Origin of the sequence: Rhodococcus sp. JS3073, assembly GCF_026810085.1 — a bacterium.
Taxonomy (GTDB): domain Bacteria; phylum Actinomycetota; class Actinomycetes; order Mycobacteriales; family Mycobacteriaceae; genus Rhodococcus_F; species Rhodococcus_F wratislaviensis.
Genome location: NZ_CP113951.1, coordinates 3040434 through 3055524, shown reverse-complemented (window position 1 = coordinate 3055524; position 15091 = coordinate 3040434). Strand labels below are relative to the sequence as shown.

Sequence of the window (15091 nt, the reverse complement as noted above, 5' to 3'; positions counted from 1 at the left end):
CGAGAACTCGCCCGCCCCTATCCACGCACTGGAGACGCAGATGACCACACCGAGTCCCGCAACCGATACCCGAGCCACCGACGGCGTCGTCCGTGACGTCGAGACGGGTCGACGCGACGCGCTGCTTCCCGCACCGCAGGTGCAGAACCACGCGGCGAATCTCACCGTCCTGCCGGACGGCTCCCTCGGTTGCGTGTGGTTCGCGGGCACCCAGGAGGGCGTGCCGGACATCAGCGTCTGGTTCTCCCGGCTCGCCCCGGATGCAGACGCGTGGTCGGAGCCGGTGCAGCTGTCCGACGATCCGACTCGTTCGGAACAGAATCCTGTTCTCCACGTGACGAATACGGAAACCGTGTGGCTACTGTGGACGTCCCAGCACGCCGGCAACCAGGACACCGCACGTGTCATGCGGCGCATCTCCGCCGACGGCGGCCGAACGTGGGGCGAGGCGCACACGCTGCTGCCGGAGACGGACGCCGGCGGTGTGTTCGTGCGACAGCCGGTGGTTGCGCTCCCGACCGGGCGGCTTCTGCTCCCCGTGTTCCACTGCGTCCGTATCGAGGGCCGGAAGTGGGTGGGCGATCGCGACTACAGCAGCGTGATGATCTCCGACGATCACGGCGACTCCTGGCGTGAGGTGACTGTGCCGGGCAGCGTCGGCTGCGTGCACATGAACATCGGCCGCCTCGCCGACGGCACCCTCGTGGCCCTCTATCGCAGCCGCTGGGCGGACTCGATCTACCGCAGCGTCTCGACGGACGACGGCGATACCTGGACCCAGCCGGAGGCGACCGAGCTTCCCAACAACAACTCGTCCGTTCAGTTCGTCGTGCTTCCGGGCGACCGTCTCGCCCTGGTGTTCAACGAGTCCAGCGCGGCGAACGCCACCGCGCGGCGGACGTCCCTGTACGACGAGATCGACGACGACGGTCTCGCCGACGGGGTGCCCGAGCAGGCGGACACGGAGCTCGAGCCGCTCGACGACGGGGACAGTCGCAGCGCGTTCTGGGGTGCGCCCCGCGCCCCGATGACGCTGGCGATGTCCGAGGACGGGGGCCGGACGTGGCCGGTTCGCCGCGATATCGAGATCGGCGACGGGTACTGCCTGTCCAACAATTCTCGTGACGGGCTGAACCGCGAGTACTCGTACCCCAGCATCGCCGCCGGGAACGACGGCCGCCTGCACGTCGCGTTCACCCGGTTCCGGCAGGCGATCGAGTACGTCGAGCTCGATCAGGCCTGGGTCGCCGACGGGAGCCGGTCGTGACGCACGGCGACTCGAAGCGTGCGGTCGTGACCGGGGTCAGCTCCGGCATCGGCGCCGCCACCGCCCGGCAGCTTCTCGGCGACGGATGGTCGGTCACCGGATTCAGCCGACGCGCCCCCGGCATCGACGACGACCGATTCTCCTGGACGGCCGTCGATCTCGGCGACCTCGACGCACTCTCGGAGCACGCGGCCGCGGCCGGTTCGGTGGACGCCGTCGTGCACGCGGCCGGTCTGCAATCGTCAGCACCTCTCGGGAAACTGCAGGTCGACGACGGCCTGAAGATGTGGCGGATTCACGTCGCAGCCGCGGAGGTTCTCGTCAATGCACTCGCTCCGTCGATGCGCAACGGCGGCCGGGTGGTCCTGGTCGGCAGCCGCACGATGTCCGGAGCGGCGGGCAAGAGTCAGTACGTCGCCACCAAGTCGGCACTCGTGGGAATGTCGCGGTCCTGGGCTGCGGAGTTGGTGGACAGAGCGATCACTGTCAACGTGGTTGCCCCTGGTCCGACGGACACCCCGATGCTGAACGATCCGGCTCGCACGTCGACGCCTCCGCGGGTCCCACCGCTCGGTCGCTTCATTGCCCCCGACGAGGTGGCGGGACTGATCGGATTCCTCCTGGGACCGTACGGCGGGAGCATCACGGGTCAGGCCATCGTGCAGTGCGCGGGAGCATCCCTGTGAACGGTCTGCGCGTAACGCGCAAAACTGCTACCATGGACTGCACGGAACACGCAGATTCTCCGGCGAAGGCGGCATCATGAGACCGAAATCGATCGGATCCGATCCGACCGTCGCGGTCCTCGCCGACGACCTGTCCGGTGCCGCTGAAGTGGCGAGCGCGTTCCTCCATCGGAGTGCGCCCGTATCGCTCCTTCTCGGCGCCGCCGAAACTCATGAACCGGGCGGAGTCGTCATCGCGGATCTCGATACGCGGTCGATGAGCCCGGAGGATGCGGCACGCGCGGTTCGACACGCGCTCGCCGGAGTTCCGTCCGATGCGCTCGTGGTGAAGAAGATCGACTCACTACTCCGCGGAAACATCGGGCCCGAGGTGGGAATCCTCGCCGACACCGGTCCGGTGGTCGTCGCAGCAGGGCTGCCGGCACTCGGCCGGACCGTTCGCCATGGCGTCGTGCACGTCGGAGCGACGCCGCTCCACCGGGCTGGGGTGTGGTCGGCGGAATCCACGCCGCCGCCGGAGTCGATAGCCGGTCTCTTTCCGGACAGTCCCACGCAGTGCGTGCGCCGCGGTCCCGGTGTCGAACGGTCGCTCGCCCGCGCGGTGTCCGCCGGAGCCATCGCGATCTGCGACCTCGAGACCGACGAGGATCTCGACTCGATCGTCCACGCCTGCCGGGCAATCCCCGGAGTGCGACTGGTCGGGACTTCCGCCCTCGCGGCGGCGGTGGCACGCACGCTGCCGCTCCGGCACGTCCCCACCACGGCGGCCAGGCGGGCGGAATCCGTCCTGATCGTCGTCGGGACCGCAGAACCCGTTGCCGTGCAACAGGTTGCGTCGCTGGTCGCCGACGGTGTGCGGCACGTGCCGGTCGACGCGACGCAACTTCTCCGCGGCGATGTGGACACGACACCACTGCGGCACGTTCTCGACGACGGGCCTACGGTCGTGACGGTCTCCGGCGCCGTGGAGCCGTCGAATGGCCGGGCGTTGTCGGCGGCGCTCGGACGGCTGGTCGCGGCCCTGCAGAACGACCGCCGAGCCGACCTCGTGCTCACCGGCGGTGAGACGGCCCGCGCTGTCGTCGACGCGCTGGGGATCACGTCGCTTCGACCGGTCCACGAAGTTCACCACGGCGCCGTCGCCTCCCTGGCGTCCGACGGACGGCGAGTCGTCACGAGGCCCGGCAGCTTCGGCGACCCGACCAGTCTCTCCGCGATCGCGGCCTACCTGCGCGGCGCTCAGCCGCCCACCCACACCCCCACACAGCGAGGACCTCACATGACAGCGTCAACTGATACCGCGAACCTTCCCGTCGTCGCCGTCACCATGGGCGACGGCGCCGGAATCGGCCCCGAGGTGATCGTTCCCGCCTTGCTGGACGAGGCCACCCGGTCCTGGTGCACCCCGGTCGTCATCGGTGACGCGAAGCGGCTTCGTCTCGCGGCGAATGTGCTCGGCATCGACGTCGACATCGTGACCGTCGAGTCGGTCGCGGACGCGCAGTCGGTACCCGGGCGCGTCAACGTCATCGATCTCGACCTCCTTCCCGACGACCTGCCGTGGGGTGAACTGTCGCCGGTCGCCGGTCACGCGGCGTACGAGTACATTCGCGTCGCCAGCGAACTCGCGGTGCGCGGGGAGGTGCAGGCCATCTGCACGGCCCCGCTCAACAAGGAGGCGCTGCATGCCGCCGGCCACATCTTCCCGGGCCACACGGAACTTCTCGCGCACCTCACCGGCACCGAGGAGGTGTCGATGATGCTGTCGACGCCGAAGCTGAAGGTGATCCACGTGACCACCCACATCGGACTGCTCGACGCCGTCGCGAAGATCGAACCCGGACTCGTCGAGCGGACGATCCGGCGCGGGCACGACGCGCTGGTGCGCTCCGGAATCCCGGAGCCGAAGATCGGGGTCTGCGGCATCAACCCGCACGCCGGGGAGCACGGGCTGTTCGGCTACGGAGAAGAAGAACAGAAGATCATTCCCGCGGTCGAGGTGCTGAAGGCGGACGGCATCGACGTCCACGGTCCGTTGCCTGCGGATACCGCATTCTTCCTCGCGGGACGCGGGGACTACGACCTCATCGTGGCGATGTATCACGACCAGGGGCACGGGCCGGTCAAGGTTCTCGGCATCGAGGCGGGGGTCAACATCACGGTGGGACTGCCCGTCATCCGGACCTCCGTCGACCACGGCACCGCCTTCGATATCGCAGGCAAGGGTATTGCGGAGGCCGGTAGTATGGTCGAAGCTCTTCGTCAGGCTGCCGAATTGGCAACCAGCACAGCGGTTGTGAAGTAGGGGGACGAAACATGGCGGTTCGCGAGTCGGAAGCACGCCGATCCGAGATCGTGCGACTGGCCCGCTCGAGCGGGTTGGCGAGTGTCGACGACCTGTCGGCGCAGTTCGGTGTCACCGCCTCCACCATCCGGCGGGACCTGAGCCAGCTCACGTCCCAGGGTCTGATCGCCCGGACCTACGGTGGGGCGATCGCCCTCGACCCCCAGCAGGAATCGTCACTCCGCCAGCGCGCGCTCGAGGGATTCGACGCGAAGCGTGCGATCGCGGAATGGGCCGCCAACCAGGTTCGGCCGGGCGAGACGATTCTTCTCGACGCCGGCACCACCGTGGGCGCGATGGGGGAGTTTCTACGCGACATCGACGACATCACCGTCATCGCTGCGGGCCTGACCGCCCTCGAATCGCTCGCCGACGCGGACTCCGTGCGCGTCGAGTGCATCGGCGGAACACTCCGGCACCTCAGTCAGGGGTTCGTCGGGCCGTTGGCCGAGGCCACGCTCCAACGCGTCACCTTCGATCGCGCGTTTCTCGGCGCGGACGCCGTCACCGCGGATCTGGGGATCTGTGAAGCAGAACTGGAACAGACGCGCCTCAAGGAGATCATGATCGCCCGTGCCGACGAGGTGTACGTGCTCGCGCACGCGGCGAAGCTCGGGCAGCGCCCCTTCCACGCCTGGGCACCGATCCCGCCGGGAACCACGATCGTCACCGACGGCTCGGCCGCGACCGGGGAGACGGCGCCTTTCGAAGCCGCAGGGATGCGGGTCGTGCGCGTCTGAGGAGGGCGACGGGGACTTACCGCTTGTCCTTCTTCGCTTGCCGTCGTGCGCCTGCGGCGATAGTGGATGCTTCGAACTTCTTGCGGCCGGAGGATTTCCGGGTGGCGTCGACGCGTGCCTTGCCGGACGAGGCGACCTTTCCGTCGCTGTCGCCGAGCTCGCTGAAGGATGGGGCGTCGCTGCGGGCGCGGGCGAGTCGCGCGTCCTTCAAGTCCCGAGCGCTGGCGCGGGCTGCCGTCGCCAATTGGCCGCTCACCCTGCTCAGCGCTGCCTCGAAGACCTCCACCTTGTCGGCATTGCGCGTGTTTGCCGCCTTACCGGCCCCACGCGCACCCTTGTCCGCGACCTTCGCCGCGCCTTCCTGGCGGTACAGCTTGACGTGCTTGTTGCGGGCACGGCGAACTCGGGTGTGCAATTTGATCAGCTTGTCCTCGTCCAAGTCGGCCATCTGTGCCTTCTTGGTCTCGCGGATCAGGACGAACTCGTCTTCGGACAGTGAGTTCAGGATCTTCTTCATGTCTGCTCCGATCCGGCCACAGGCCGTGAGTTGTAGTCATGGTAACTGGGAAACGTTCGTGCCGGTCCGTTTCCGTGAGGTCGAGGTCGCTTGCCGAAACAGGCGCTGATTGGTCTGTGCAAGTTGCCATTCCGTTTGCGCGCACAACCGGTCCACCCGATCCGGGTCGAGACGGTCGCACACGAAATCCCAGTGCACCGCCACCCGGTCGCCCACAGTGAGGTCGTTCACGAAAGTTCCGTCGGGAACGCGGTAGTCGGCCGGGTCGTCCTGTTCGGGCCCGAGGGACAGCAGGCTGCCGTCCCAGGACAAACGGCGGGATCGGACGACGGCACGGTCGGTGTCGATGCCGACCACCTCACCCCAGCGGATGCGGCACGAGTCGAGAACCTGCAGCGGCTGAGGCATTCCGGTGTCCAGTAGCCGCGACCACGGGTACACGCCGAACACGTGAAAGTTGTGGGTGGGCGCCGCCTCACCGAGCAGGTCCTCGGTGAGGTGCTTCCAGTAGTGTCCGGCCTGAGACGCGAGGCGGGCGAGCAGTGCCGCGCCGAACTCGGCCCGATCGATGCGGTCGGAGAGTTCGCCCGAGGTCCAGTAGGCTCGAACGACCCTCTCGTCCAAGGGGTCCGGGATTCCGGCGAGCTGGGCGATCACCTCCTGGTACGGCCAGGCGCCGCTGAACTGCTTCGCCAGCACTACCACGTCGGTGTCCGGCGCCGCACCGCACGCGACCGCCTGCAGTCGCTCCGAACCGGGAGGGCCGCAGTAGCCCAAGGCATTCGGGGCGTGCGCATATTGCGCGAACACGCGGTGCCCGGACGGCATCCTGTGTTCGCGCCGCATCACCGGTCAGCCTCGCTGACCCAGCAATTGGGCCGTCTCGCGGTGGAGTCGGCCGAAGTTGTAGTACGCGGCGCACGCACCCTCGGGGGACACCATGCACGTGCCGATCGGCGTCTCCGGAGTGCAGGCCGTCCCGAAAACCTTGCATTCCCACGGTTTGATGACGCCCTTGAGAACCTCACCGCACTGGCACGCCTTCGGATCCGCCACCCGCACGCCCGGCATCGAGAACTTCTCCTCGGCGTCGAACTCGGCGTAGTTCCGGTGGACCTTGAGCGCGCTCTGCGAGATGAAACCGAGTCCGCGCCACTCGAAGTGCGGGCGCAGTTCGAACGTCTCGGCCATCAGCTTCAGCGCCTGCACGTTGCCCTCCGCGCGCACCACCCGCTTGTACTGGTTCTCGATCTCGCAGCGGCCCTCCCGGATCTGCTGAAGCAGCATGTGTACCGACGCGAGGATGTCGAGTGGCTCGAAACCCGCGACCACCATCGGTTTGCCGTACACCTCGGACACGAACCGGTACGGGCGCAACCCCACCACGGTGGACACGTGGCCCGGTCCGAGGAAGCCCGACAACCGCAGGTCGGGCGACTCGAGGATCGCCTTGATCGGCGGCACGATCGTGACGTGGTTGCAGAACACACTGAAGTTCTTCACGCCCAGCGCCCGCGCGCGCACCAACGTCACCGCGGTGGACGGAGCCGTCGTCTCGAACCCGACGGCGAAGAACACCACCTGATGGTCGGGATTGTCGAGCGCCACCTTGAGCGCGTCCAGCGGCGAGTACACGAAGCGGACGTCCGCGCCGCGGGCCTTGGCCTCGATGAGATTGCCCTTGGATCCGGGCACCCGCATCATGTCGCCGAACGTCGTGAAGATGACGCCGGGCTGTTCGGCCAGCCACATGGCGTCGTCGACGCGGCCCATGGGGATGACGCACACCGGACATCCCGGTCCGTGCACCAGTTCGACCGACTCCGGCAGGAGATGCTCGATGCCGTGCCGGTAGATGGTGTGGGTGTGGCCGCCGCACACCTCCATGAACTTGAACTCGTCGCCACGGGCCAGTTCGGTGATGGATTTGACCAGGGCGCGAGCCGCCGCCGGGTCCCGGAATTCGTCGACGAACTTCATCCCTGTTACCTCGTTCTTGCTGTTGTCACGCGATTTCGGACGAGTTGAACGCGTCGATCTCGTTCACGTAGTCGGCGCCCATCTTCTGCACCTGATCCAACGTCAGCTGCGCCTCGATCTCGTCGATCTTCGCCATCGCGAAACCGACGTGCACGAGCACCCAGTCACCGACGACGAGACCTTCTTCGGCGAGCAGTCGCACACTGATCGTTCTCTGGACGCCGTTCACGTCCACCTTGGCCAGATGCTGTTCGGCGTCGACGATGTCGACCACCTGACCGGGTATCCCCAGACACATCGTGGTTCTCCTTCTCGGGCTGTTCTTCAGCAGATTCGGGGAAGCGGGTCGCCGACGAGCATGTCGACGATCCGGCTGCCGCCGAACGAGGTTCGCAGTGCGACGATGCCCGGCGGTTCGGCCAGGATCTCGCCGACCACGGTGGCATCGGCTCCCCGCGGGTGGGCTCGCATCGCCGCGACGGCCGCATCCGCCTCGTCCGCCGCGACGATGGCGACGAACTTGCCCTCGTTCGCGACGTACAGCGGGTCGATGCCGAGCATGTCGCAGGCGCCCAGCACCTGCGGCTCGATGGGCAGGGACTGCTCGTCCACAATCACGGCGAGCTGGCAGGCGTGAGCGAGTTCGTTGCACACGGTGCCGACGCCGCCGCGGGTGGCGTCCCGCATCCACCGCGTGGACGGGGCCGCGTCCAGCAGCGTCTCCACCAGCGAGTTCACCGGGGCCGTGTCGGAGGCGATGTCGGCCTCGATGGCCAGGTCACCGCGGGCGAGCATGACCGCCATGCCGTGTTCGCCGATGGTGCCCGACAACAGCACCTTGTCGCCCGCACGCACGAGATCGGCCGACAGCCGCCTGCCCTCCGGGATGACACCGACACCGGCGGTGGAGATGTAGACGCCGTCGGCGGCGCCCTTGCCGACGACCTTGGTGTCGCCGGTGACGATCTGCACTCCGGACAGGACGGCCGCCTCGCTCATGTCGGCGACGATCTCCCGCAGTTCGGCGATCGGGAAACCCTCCTCGATGACGAACGCCGCCGACAACCACCGGGGGCGCGCACCGGACACGGCGAGGTCGTTGACGGTCCCGTGCACCGCGAGATGCCCGATGGAACCGCCGGGAAAACGCAGTGGCTGGACCACGTACGAGTCGGTGGAGAACGCGAGCCGCTCACCCGAGGGCATTGTGAGCGCGGCCGCGTCACCGAGTTGCTCCAGTTCCTCGTTGCGGAACGCCTCGACGAACACCGCGTCGACGAGGGCCGCCGACGACTTCCCGCCCGCACCGTGAGCGAGGGTCACCACCTCGTCCAGCAGCCGCGGCCGGCGTTGCCGGAACTTGTCGATCCGCTCGAGGACCCGGTCTTCGCGTTCCGCCGAGGTGGCCGGTTCGGTGGTGCTCATGAAGCCTCCACGGAGTTGGGAGCGGGCCGCGTCATGTGTTCCTGGGCCACCGACCACAGCCGGTACCCGAGCATCGCGTGGCTCTCCTGGATCCGGTGGATGCTCTGCGAGTGGACGGTGTAGCAGAAGTCGAGTTCGCCGGCGGACGCCATCGCCGCCATCCGGCCGCCCTCGTGCCCCGCGAACCCGATGGTCAGCAGGCCTCTCTGCTTCGCCTCGGTGAGCGCGGTCATCAGGTCGTCGGAGTTGCCCGACGTCGACAGTGCGATGGCGACGTCGCGGTCGCGGGCGTGGGCGATGATCTGCCGCTTGAAGATCAGATCGAAGCCGACGTCGTTGCCCAGCGCCGTCACCACGGCCTGATCGGCGGCGAGCGACCATGCCGCCACCGGACGCCCGCGCGCCGGACGGCTGAACAGCGATGCCAGCGTGGCGGCGTCGGTAGAACTGCCACCGTTGCCGAACGTGTAGAGCCGGCCGCCGCGACGGAACCTGTCGGCCATGTCGATCCCGGCAGCGGTCAGTCCGTCGCCGTACTCGTCGAGGGACTCCTTCTGCAGGCGAGCGCTCTCGGCGGCCTTCCCCCGCGCGGACGCCGCGAGGTCGTCGAGGAGGCTCTGGGCGTCGGTTTCCTCCGAGTCGATGAACGGGTAGAGGAAGCTGGTGCTCTCCGAATCGTGCGTCGTCATCGGTTCGCCTCCTGACCTGCGTCGTCGAGTCGGGTGATCGCGGCCCCCGCATGCACCAGCACGAGGTCGTTCGGCTGGACGTCGCCGAGGATGCTCACGTCCACCCATTCCTCGCCCGCGGCCGTGCGGACCAGGGCGGGCCCCAGCGGTTCGGCCGGCTCGATCACCACCTCGCCGAGACGACCCTCGTCGCTGCACGTGACGCAGACCGTCTCGTCGCACTCCTCGGCGTCGGGCTTCAGCAGTCCCGAGTGCTCGAAGCAGACATGGGTGAGTTCCCACAGCAGGTGATACATGAGGACGAACCGCCCGGTGGCCGGCACCATCGGATCCTCCGAGTCGACCCAGAGGATGTGGTTCGCCGCACCGGCCGGAGGTCGGGGGCCTGCCCCGATCCACAGCGCCATCGCGCCCCACGCCGGCGCGCGGCGCATCGCGTCGACCACGGCGGGCTCGTTCGCCGACGCCACGGCCAGCAGGATGTCGCCGGGCCTGCTCGCCACCCGTGCCTGCGCCACCGGATCGGGTTCGACGAGTGCCACCGACGGCAGCGCCCGTTTGCCCATGATCACGGGATGGACGAATTCGACGGCGACGTGATGGGCGTGCGGCTCCCACTGCGGTGAGATCACCCAGAGCGTCGCGCCGTCATGGAATCTGCGGGCGAGTGACAATGCTGCGGCAGCGAGATCCGCAGACAGGTCCGTGTCGACAAGGTGCCCGCCCGCCTCTGCGGTGGTGGTCATTCACTAGCTCCCGTCCCGGACCGGCCGGTCGGGGGCTGCCGACGTCACGGTCCGCGCATGGTCGCCGCGGCACCGATCACCGCCTGGCCGAGGGAGAGTCCTCCGTCGTTGGGAGGCACCCGGTGGTGGGTGAGGACTCGATAACCGCTGCTCTCCCAGTGTGCTCTCACCAGTGCGAGGAATAAACGGTTTTGAAAGACTCCTCCGGTGAGTCCGATCGTCGACGCTCCGGTCGCGGTCGCGGCCCGGTCGACGAGGTCGGCGGTCGCGGCGGCGACGGCATGGTGGAAGCCGAGTGCGAGCGCCGCGGGCGGGGTCCCGTCGCGGAGACCGGCAACCAGTCCGGACACCAGAAGAGGCAGTCTGAGCTGGTCGTTCTCCACGTCCATGGCCAGGGGAGCCGGGTGCGGGGCCGTCCGGGCGAGGGCCTCGAGTTCGATGGCCGCCTGCGCCTCGTAGGTGACCCGGTGCCGGACCCCGAGCAGCGATGCGACTCCGTCGAACAGGCGGCCCGCGCTCGTCGTCCTGACGCAACCGAGACCCGACCGAAGTTGCGACTCCACGGCCGCGCGTTCCGCGGTGGGGATCGCCTCGACGCACGGCAGCCCGTCGACGTCGGTGATCCCGCACTCGTGCAGCAGAGCCAGCGCCACCCGCACCGGATTCCGGACGGCGGCGTCACCGCCCGGCAGTGAGAAGGGCTGGACGTGTCCCACCCGCCTCGTGTCGAGGATGTTCGGGCCGACCAGGAGGAGTTCGCCGCCCCACACGGTGGTGTCGCAGCCGTACCCGGTCCCGTCGAACGCGACACCGAGCACCGTCGTCCCGACCAGTCCGTGTTCGGCCATCAGCGACGCGACGTGCGCGTGGTGGTGCTGCACGGTGAGCAGGGGGACGCCGGTCCTCTCGCTGTAGCGCCGGGCCCAGTGGTGCGTCGAATATCCGGGGTGCCGGTCGGCGACCACGGCCTCCGGCGTGATCCCGTGCAGATGCGTCAGCTGTCGCACCGACGTCTCGAAGGCGCGCTGACTCTCCAGGCTGCCCATGTCACCGAGGTGCGCCGAGCAGAACGCGTAGTCCTGCCGGGTCAGGCAGAAGGTGTTCTTGATCTCCGCGCCCACCGCGAGGATCTCCGGGCCGTGCGCGGGAAGCACGACCGGCAGCGGTGCGAACCCGCGCGAGCGGCGGATCGGCAGCACCGCGCCCGCCTCCACCGCCAGGACAGAATCCTCGCAGGGCACCGCGATGCGGCGGTCGTGCATCAGGAACACGTCGGCGATGTCCCGCAGACGGGTACGGGCGTCGTCGTTGTCGAAACAGAGAGGTTCGCCGCTCAGGTTGCCGGACGTCATGACGAGCACGCGCGGTGGGTCGACGTGGCTGCCCGGCGTCCGGGTGAACAGGAGATGGTGCAGCGGGGTGTAGGGGAGCATCACCCCGAGATCGTCGATCCCGGGTGCGATGCCGTCGGCAACCGACACAGTGTTCTTCTTGCGCAGCAACAGGATCGGCCGGGCCGCGTGTCGAAGCAGTGCGCTCTCGGGCTCGGAGATCTCGCACAGCTCGGCGGCGGCGGACAGGTCCGCGGTCATCACCGCGAACGGCTTGTCCGGGCGGTGCTTGCGCACCCGCAGGGTCTCGACGGCGGTGGGGTCGGCGGCATCGCACACGAGATGGAATCCGCCGAGACCCTTGATCGCCACGATCCGGCCGTCCCGCAACGCCCCCTGCACCGCGGTGAGGACGGCGTCGTCCCCGTCGACCCGGTGCCCGTCGACCTCGGCGAACAGGTGCGGACCGCAGTCGGGGCAGCACACCGGTTGCGCGTGGAACCGTCGATCCGCGGGGTCCCGGTACTCGGCGAGGCACGCCGCGCACAGCGGGAACTCGGCCATCGTGGTGTTGGGCCGGTCGTAGGGCAGGTCGGTGATCACCGTGAACCGCGGCCCGCAGTTGGTGCAGTTGACGAACGGGTGGCGATACCGCCGATCGCGCGGATCGGCCAGTTCGCGAAGACAATCCGCGCACGTCGCCACGTCCGGTGACACCAGCGTCCGCGCGCCGGGGACGTGCCGGCTGTCGATGATCCGGAACGACTCGTCCCCGCGCACCGGAACGGGCTGGGCGGTCGCGTCGACGATCACGGCCATCGGCGGTGCATCCGTGCGGAGCCGGCGCACGAACTCGGACACCGACGCGGACTTGCCCTCGACCTCGATGAACACGCTGACGTCGTCGTTGCCGCAGTGGCCGTGCAGTCCCAGATCGTCAGCGAGACGCGCGACGAACGGGCGGAAGCCGACCCCCTGCACGACCCCGTGGACCGTGATGCGCGATCGTTCGACCGTCATCCTCGGATGATTCCCCCGTCGAGGTGCGGGGCGCAAGAGCCCTTCCCGCGGCGGGCGGCGGCACAGACGCACCCTTTCTCGGTTCGCGCACTCGAAATTGGGCCTGAATTCGTGCGCGCGAGCCGAAAACGAGTGCGTCCGCCGGATTACTCCCCGTCGACCGAGCGTGCGCCGGTGACGGCGTCGATCAACCCGTAGTCGCGCGCCTCGTCGGCGGTGAGGATCCGGTGGTCCCGCATGTCGGCGATCACCGTGTCGACGGGACGTCCGCAGGAGTCGGCGATGCGCTGCTGCAGCCTCCGCAACTGCTGCTCGTGGTGTTCGGCGGCGATAGCGACGTCCGACGCCGGACCGGTGCACGACGCCTGCGGTTCGCGGAGGTGGAACGCGGCGTGCGACGCCGACGTCCGGCGGTCGGCGGGCGCGAGGAGGGCGATCGCCATTCCGCGGACGTCGCCGCGGCAGTGGACGTGCAGCGGGACCCCCATCAGGTCCAGGGTGTCGAGGAGGGTGGCGGCCGCGTCGACGTCGGCGTCGACGCCGTGCAGCCACAGCTGGACCTCCCCGTCGTCCGAGGCGTCGAGCAGTGCCAGCGACGCGGCCGCGCGGTTGGTGGTCTCGGCGTCGAGTCGGCCGGTCAGAGACACGATCCGTCTGTCGAACAGCCGCTCGGCCAGCCAGTCGGGACCCGGAGTGGGGACGGACGTGACGTGCATCGGCGCGGGCGGCTGCTGCGGATCCGGCTGCCAGGGCGTGTGAAACGGCGGGACCGATGGTGGGGTGGGTGGTGGCCAGATCATGGTGGTGACTCCCGGTGCGCTGAGATCGTCCAGTCGACCGTCCGGCCCACGGCCTCCGCATACCGTTCGAGCGTCGACAGGCGGGGATCGACGTCGCCGCGTTCGAGCCGTGCCACGGCCGACTGCGACGTGCCCATGTGGGCGGCGATCTCCGTCTGCGTCAGGCCGCGCTCGCGGCGAGTGGTGACGAGCTCGTCCAGCAGCGCTCGACGCCGATCGGACAGGTGCTCCAGTCCGGGAAAAGACGTGCGTCGAGGGGTGGTCGACATACCATCGATGATATCTCGAAAACGGTATACGGAGGGGTGCTCATGGCGAAGGTTCGTGCGGCCGTCATCGGCGGCGGCATCATCGGTCTGGCGGTCGCCCGGGAACTTCTGCACCGGATGGACGACGTCGAGGTAACGCTGTTCGAGAAGGAATCCCGGGTCGCGGCCCACCAGACCGGCCACAACAGCGGCGTCGTCCACGCCGGCCTGTACTACCCGCCGGGCAGCCTCAAAGCGCGCCTGTGCCGCCGTGGCGTCACCCTCCTGCAGCAGTACGCGGCAACCAAGGGCGTGGCCTACGAGGAATGCGGCAAGGTGGTGGTCGCCCACGACTCGTCCGAAGTGGCGCGGATGGACGCCATCTTCGACAGAGCGGTGGCCAACGGCGTTCCCGGCATCCGCAAGATCCCGGGGGAGGAGATCCCCGAGATCGAACCGCACGCACGCGGAGTCGGCGCCGTGCACTCGCCGCACACCGCGATCATCGACTACGTGGCGGTCGCGGAGGCCCTCGCCGCGGACATCGCCGCCGCGGGCGGACGCGTCCTGCTCGGCCGGGAGGTCGTGGGCCTGGACAGCCGGACCGCCGAAACGGTGGTCACCACCCGGCAGGGCAGTGAGGCCTTCGACCTGGTGGTCACGTGCGCGGGACTGCACTCCGACCGGGTGGCACTGATGTCGGGTGAACCGCGATCGCCTCGCGTGGTGCCCTTCTTCGGCGACTACTTCCTGCTCGAGCCCGAGCGGTCCTCGCTCGTGAAGGGGCTGATCTACCCGGTTCCGGATCCGCGGTACCCGTTCCTCGGCGTTCACCTCACCAAGCGGATCGACGGGCGAATCATGCTCGGACCGAACGCGTTTCTCGCCTTCGGGCGGGAGGCGTACGACCGGCGGGGATGGTCGGCGTCGGACGTGATGTCGGCGGTCGGGTTTCCCGGATTCTGGCGCTTCGCCGTGCACAACACCGCGGCGGCGGTCCGCGAGGCCCGCACCGTCCTCAGCACGGGCCAATTCGTCAAGGAGGCGCAGAAGTACGTCCCCGACGTGCGCCGCTCCGACGTCACCCGCGGACCCCGGGGCATCCGCGCTCAGGCGATGAACGCCGACGGCAGCCTCGAGGACGACTTCGTCATCACCGGGTCGGGACGCGTCGTTCACGTCCGGAACGCACCCTCCCCGGGTGCGACGTCGTCCCTCGCCATCGCCGAACACGTCGTGACGGAGGTTCTCGCCCGCGCGACCACCTGACGGCTCCGCCCGATGTCACACCGGTGCAG

At 68.7% G+C, this 15091-nt stretch carries 15 protein-coding genes; 5 read left to right on the top strand and 10 right to left on the bottom strand.

Translation table 11 applies throughout. The features are described 5' to 3' along the window. The first annotated feature begins 40 nt into the window (after positions 1-40). From OYT95_RS13705 to OYT95_RS13690, 4 genes are all read left to right on the top strand, one after another. Positions 41-1267 carry a sialidase family protein gene (locus tag OYT95_RS13705; RefSeq protein WP_268791707.1) on the top strand — a complete coding sequence of 409 codons (1227 nt, stop codon included), beginning with the start codon at positions 41-43 and terminating at the stop codon, positions 1265-1267. Continuing rightward, a complete protein-coding gene (locus OYT95_RS13700; RefSeq protein ID WP_268791706.1) occupies positions 1264-1953 on the top strand; it encodes an SDR family NAD(P)-dependent oxidoreductase in 690 nt (229 codons plus the stop codon). Before OYT95_RS13705 ends, OYT95_RS13700 begins: the two co-directional genes overlap by 4 nt. Positions 1954-2029: 76 nt before the next feature. Then, positions 2030-4258, top strand: a complete 2229-nt coding sequence (gene pdxA, locus OYT95_RS13695; protein WP_268791705.1) for a 4-hydroxythreonine-4-phosphate dehydrogenase PdxA — start codon at positions 2030-2032, stop codon at positions 4256-4258. An 11-nt stretch (positions 4259-4269) separates the two neighbouring features. Next, on the top strand, positions 4270-5037 hold the full coding sequence (locus tag OYT95_RS13690) for a DeoR/GlpR family DNA-binding transcription regulator (protein WP_037241767.1): 768 nt from the start codon (positions 4270-4272) through the stop codon (positions 5035-5037). A 16-nt stretch (positions 5038-5053) separates the two neighbouring features. Here the strand turns inward: OYT95_RS13690 and OYT95_RS13685 are convergent, their stop codons facing one another. From OYT95_RS13685 to OYT95_RS13640, 10 genes are all read right to left on the bottom strand, one after another. Beyond that, positions 5054-5554 (bottom strand): hypothetical protein, encoded by a 501-nt coding sequence (locus tag OYT95_RS13685; RefSeq protein WP_268791704.1) that lies wholly within the window; start codon positions 5552-5554, stop codon positions 5054-5056. A gap of 36 nt (positions 5555-5590) precedes the next feature. After that, a complete protein-coding gene (locus OYT95_RS13680) occupies positions 5591-6382 on the bottom strand; it encodes a DUF6390 family protein (protein WP_268792241.1) in 792 nt (263 codons plus the stop codon). A 24-nt stretch (positions 6383-6406) separates the two neighbouring features. Then, positions 6407-7534, bottom strand: coding sequence for a hydrogenase formation protein HypD (gene hypD / locus OYT95_RS13675; protein WP_005258643.1), 1128 nt, complete (start codon positions 7532-7534; stop codon positions 6407-6409). 25 nt (positions 7535-7559) lie between these two features. After that, on the bottom strand, positions 7560-7832 hold the full coding sequence (locus OYT95_RS13670) for a HypC/HybG/HupF family hydrogenase formation chaperone (protein WP_005244643.1): 273 nt from the start codon (positions 7830-7832) through the stop codon (positions 7560-7562). Positions 7833-7858: 26 nt separating this feature from the next. Further along, positions 7859-8959: a hydrogenase expression/formation protein HypE gene (gene hypE / locus OYT95_RS13665; RefSeq protein WP_037241762.1), complete on the bottom strand. Its 1101-nt coding sequence runs from the start codon at positions 8957-8959 to the stop codon at positions 7859-7861. After that, positions 8956-9648, bottom strand: a complete 693-nt coding sequence (locus tag OYT95_RS13660; RefSeq protein WP_011596981.1) for a D-sedoheptulose-7-phosphate isomerase — start codon at positions 9646-9648, stop codon at positions 8956-8958. Before OYT95_RS13660 ends, hypE begins: the two co-directional genes overlap by 4 nt. Continuing rightward, positions 9645-10394, bottom strand: a complete 750-nt coding sequence (locus OYT95_RS13655) for a HypC/HybG/HupF family hydrogenase formation chaperone (protein WP_268791703.1) — start codon at positions 10392-10394, stop codon at positions 9645-9647. Before OYT95_RS13655 ends, OYT95_RS13660 begins: the two co-directional genes overlap by 4 nt. Before the next feature lie 44 nt (positions 10395-10438). Then, complete coding sequence (gene hypF / locus OYT95_RS13650) at positions 10439-12745, bottom strand: carbamoyltransferase HypF (RefSeq protein WP_268791702.1); 2307 nt, start codon at positions 12743-12745, stop codon at positions 10439-10441. A 146-nt stretch (positions 12746-12891) separates the two neighbouring features. After that, positions 12892-13461: an ATP-dependent Clp protease proteolytic subunit gene (locus tag OYT95_RS13645; protein ID WP_112299652.1), complete on the bottom strand. Its 570-nt coding sequence runs from the start codon at positions 13459-13461 to the stop codon at positions 12892-12894. An 80-nt stretch (positions 13462-13541) separates the two neighbouring features. Continuing rightward, positions 13542-13814 carry a helix-turn-helix domain-containing protein gene (locus OYT95_RS13640; RefSeq protein ID WP_037241752.1) on the bottom strand — a complete coding sequence of 91 codons (273 nt, stop codon included), beginning with the start codon at positions 13812-13814 and terminating at the stop codon, positions 13542-13544. Positions 13815-13856: 42 nt separating this feature from the next. Here OYT95_RS13640 and lhgO point away from each other — a divergent pair, with 42 nt between their 5' ends. Further along, positions 13857-15062: an L-2-hydroxyglutarate oxidase gene (lhgO, locus tag OYT95_RS13635; RefSeq protein ID WP_268791701.1), complete on the top strand. Its 1206-nt coding sequence runs from the start codon at positions 13857-13859 to the stop codon at positions 15060-15062. Positions 15063-15091: the final 29 nt, after the last annotated feature.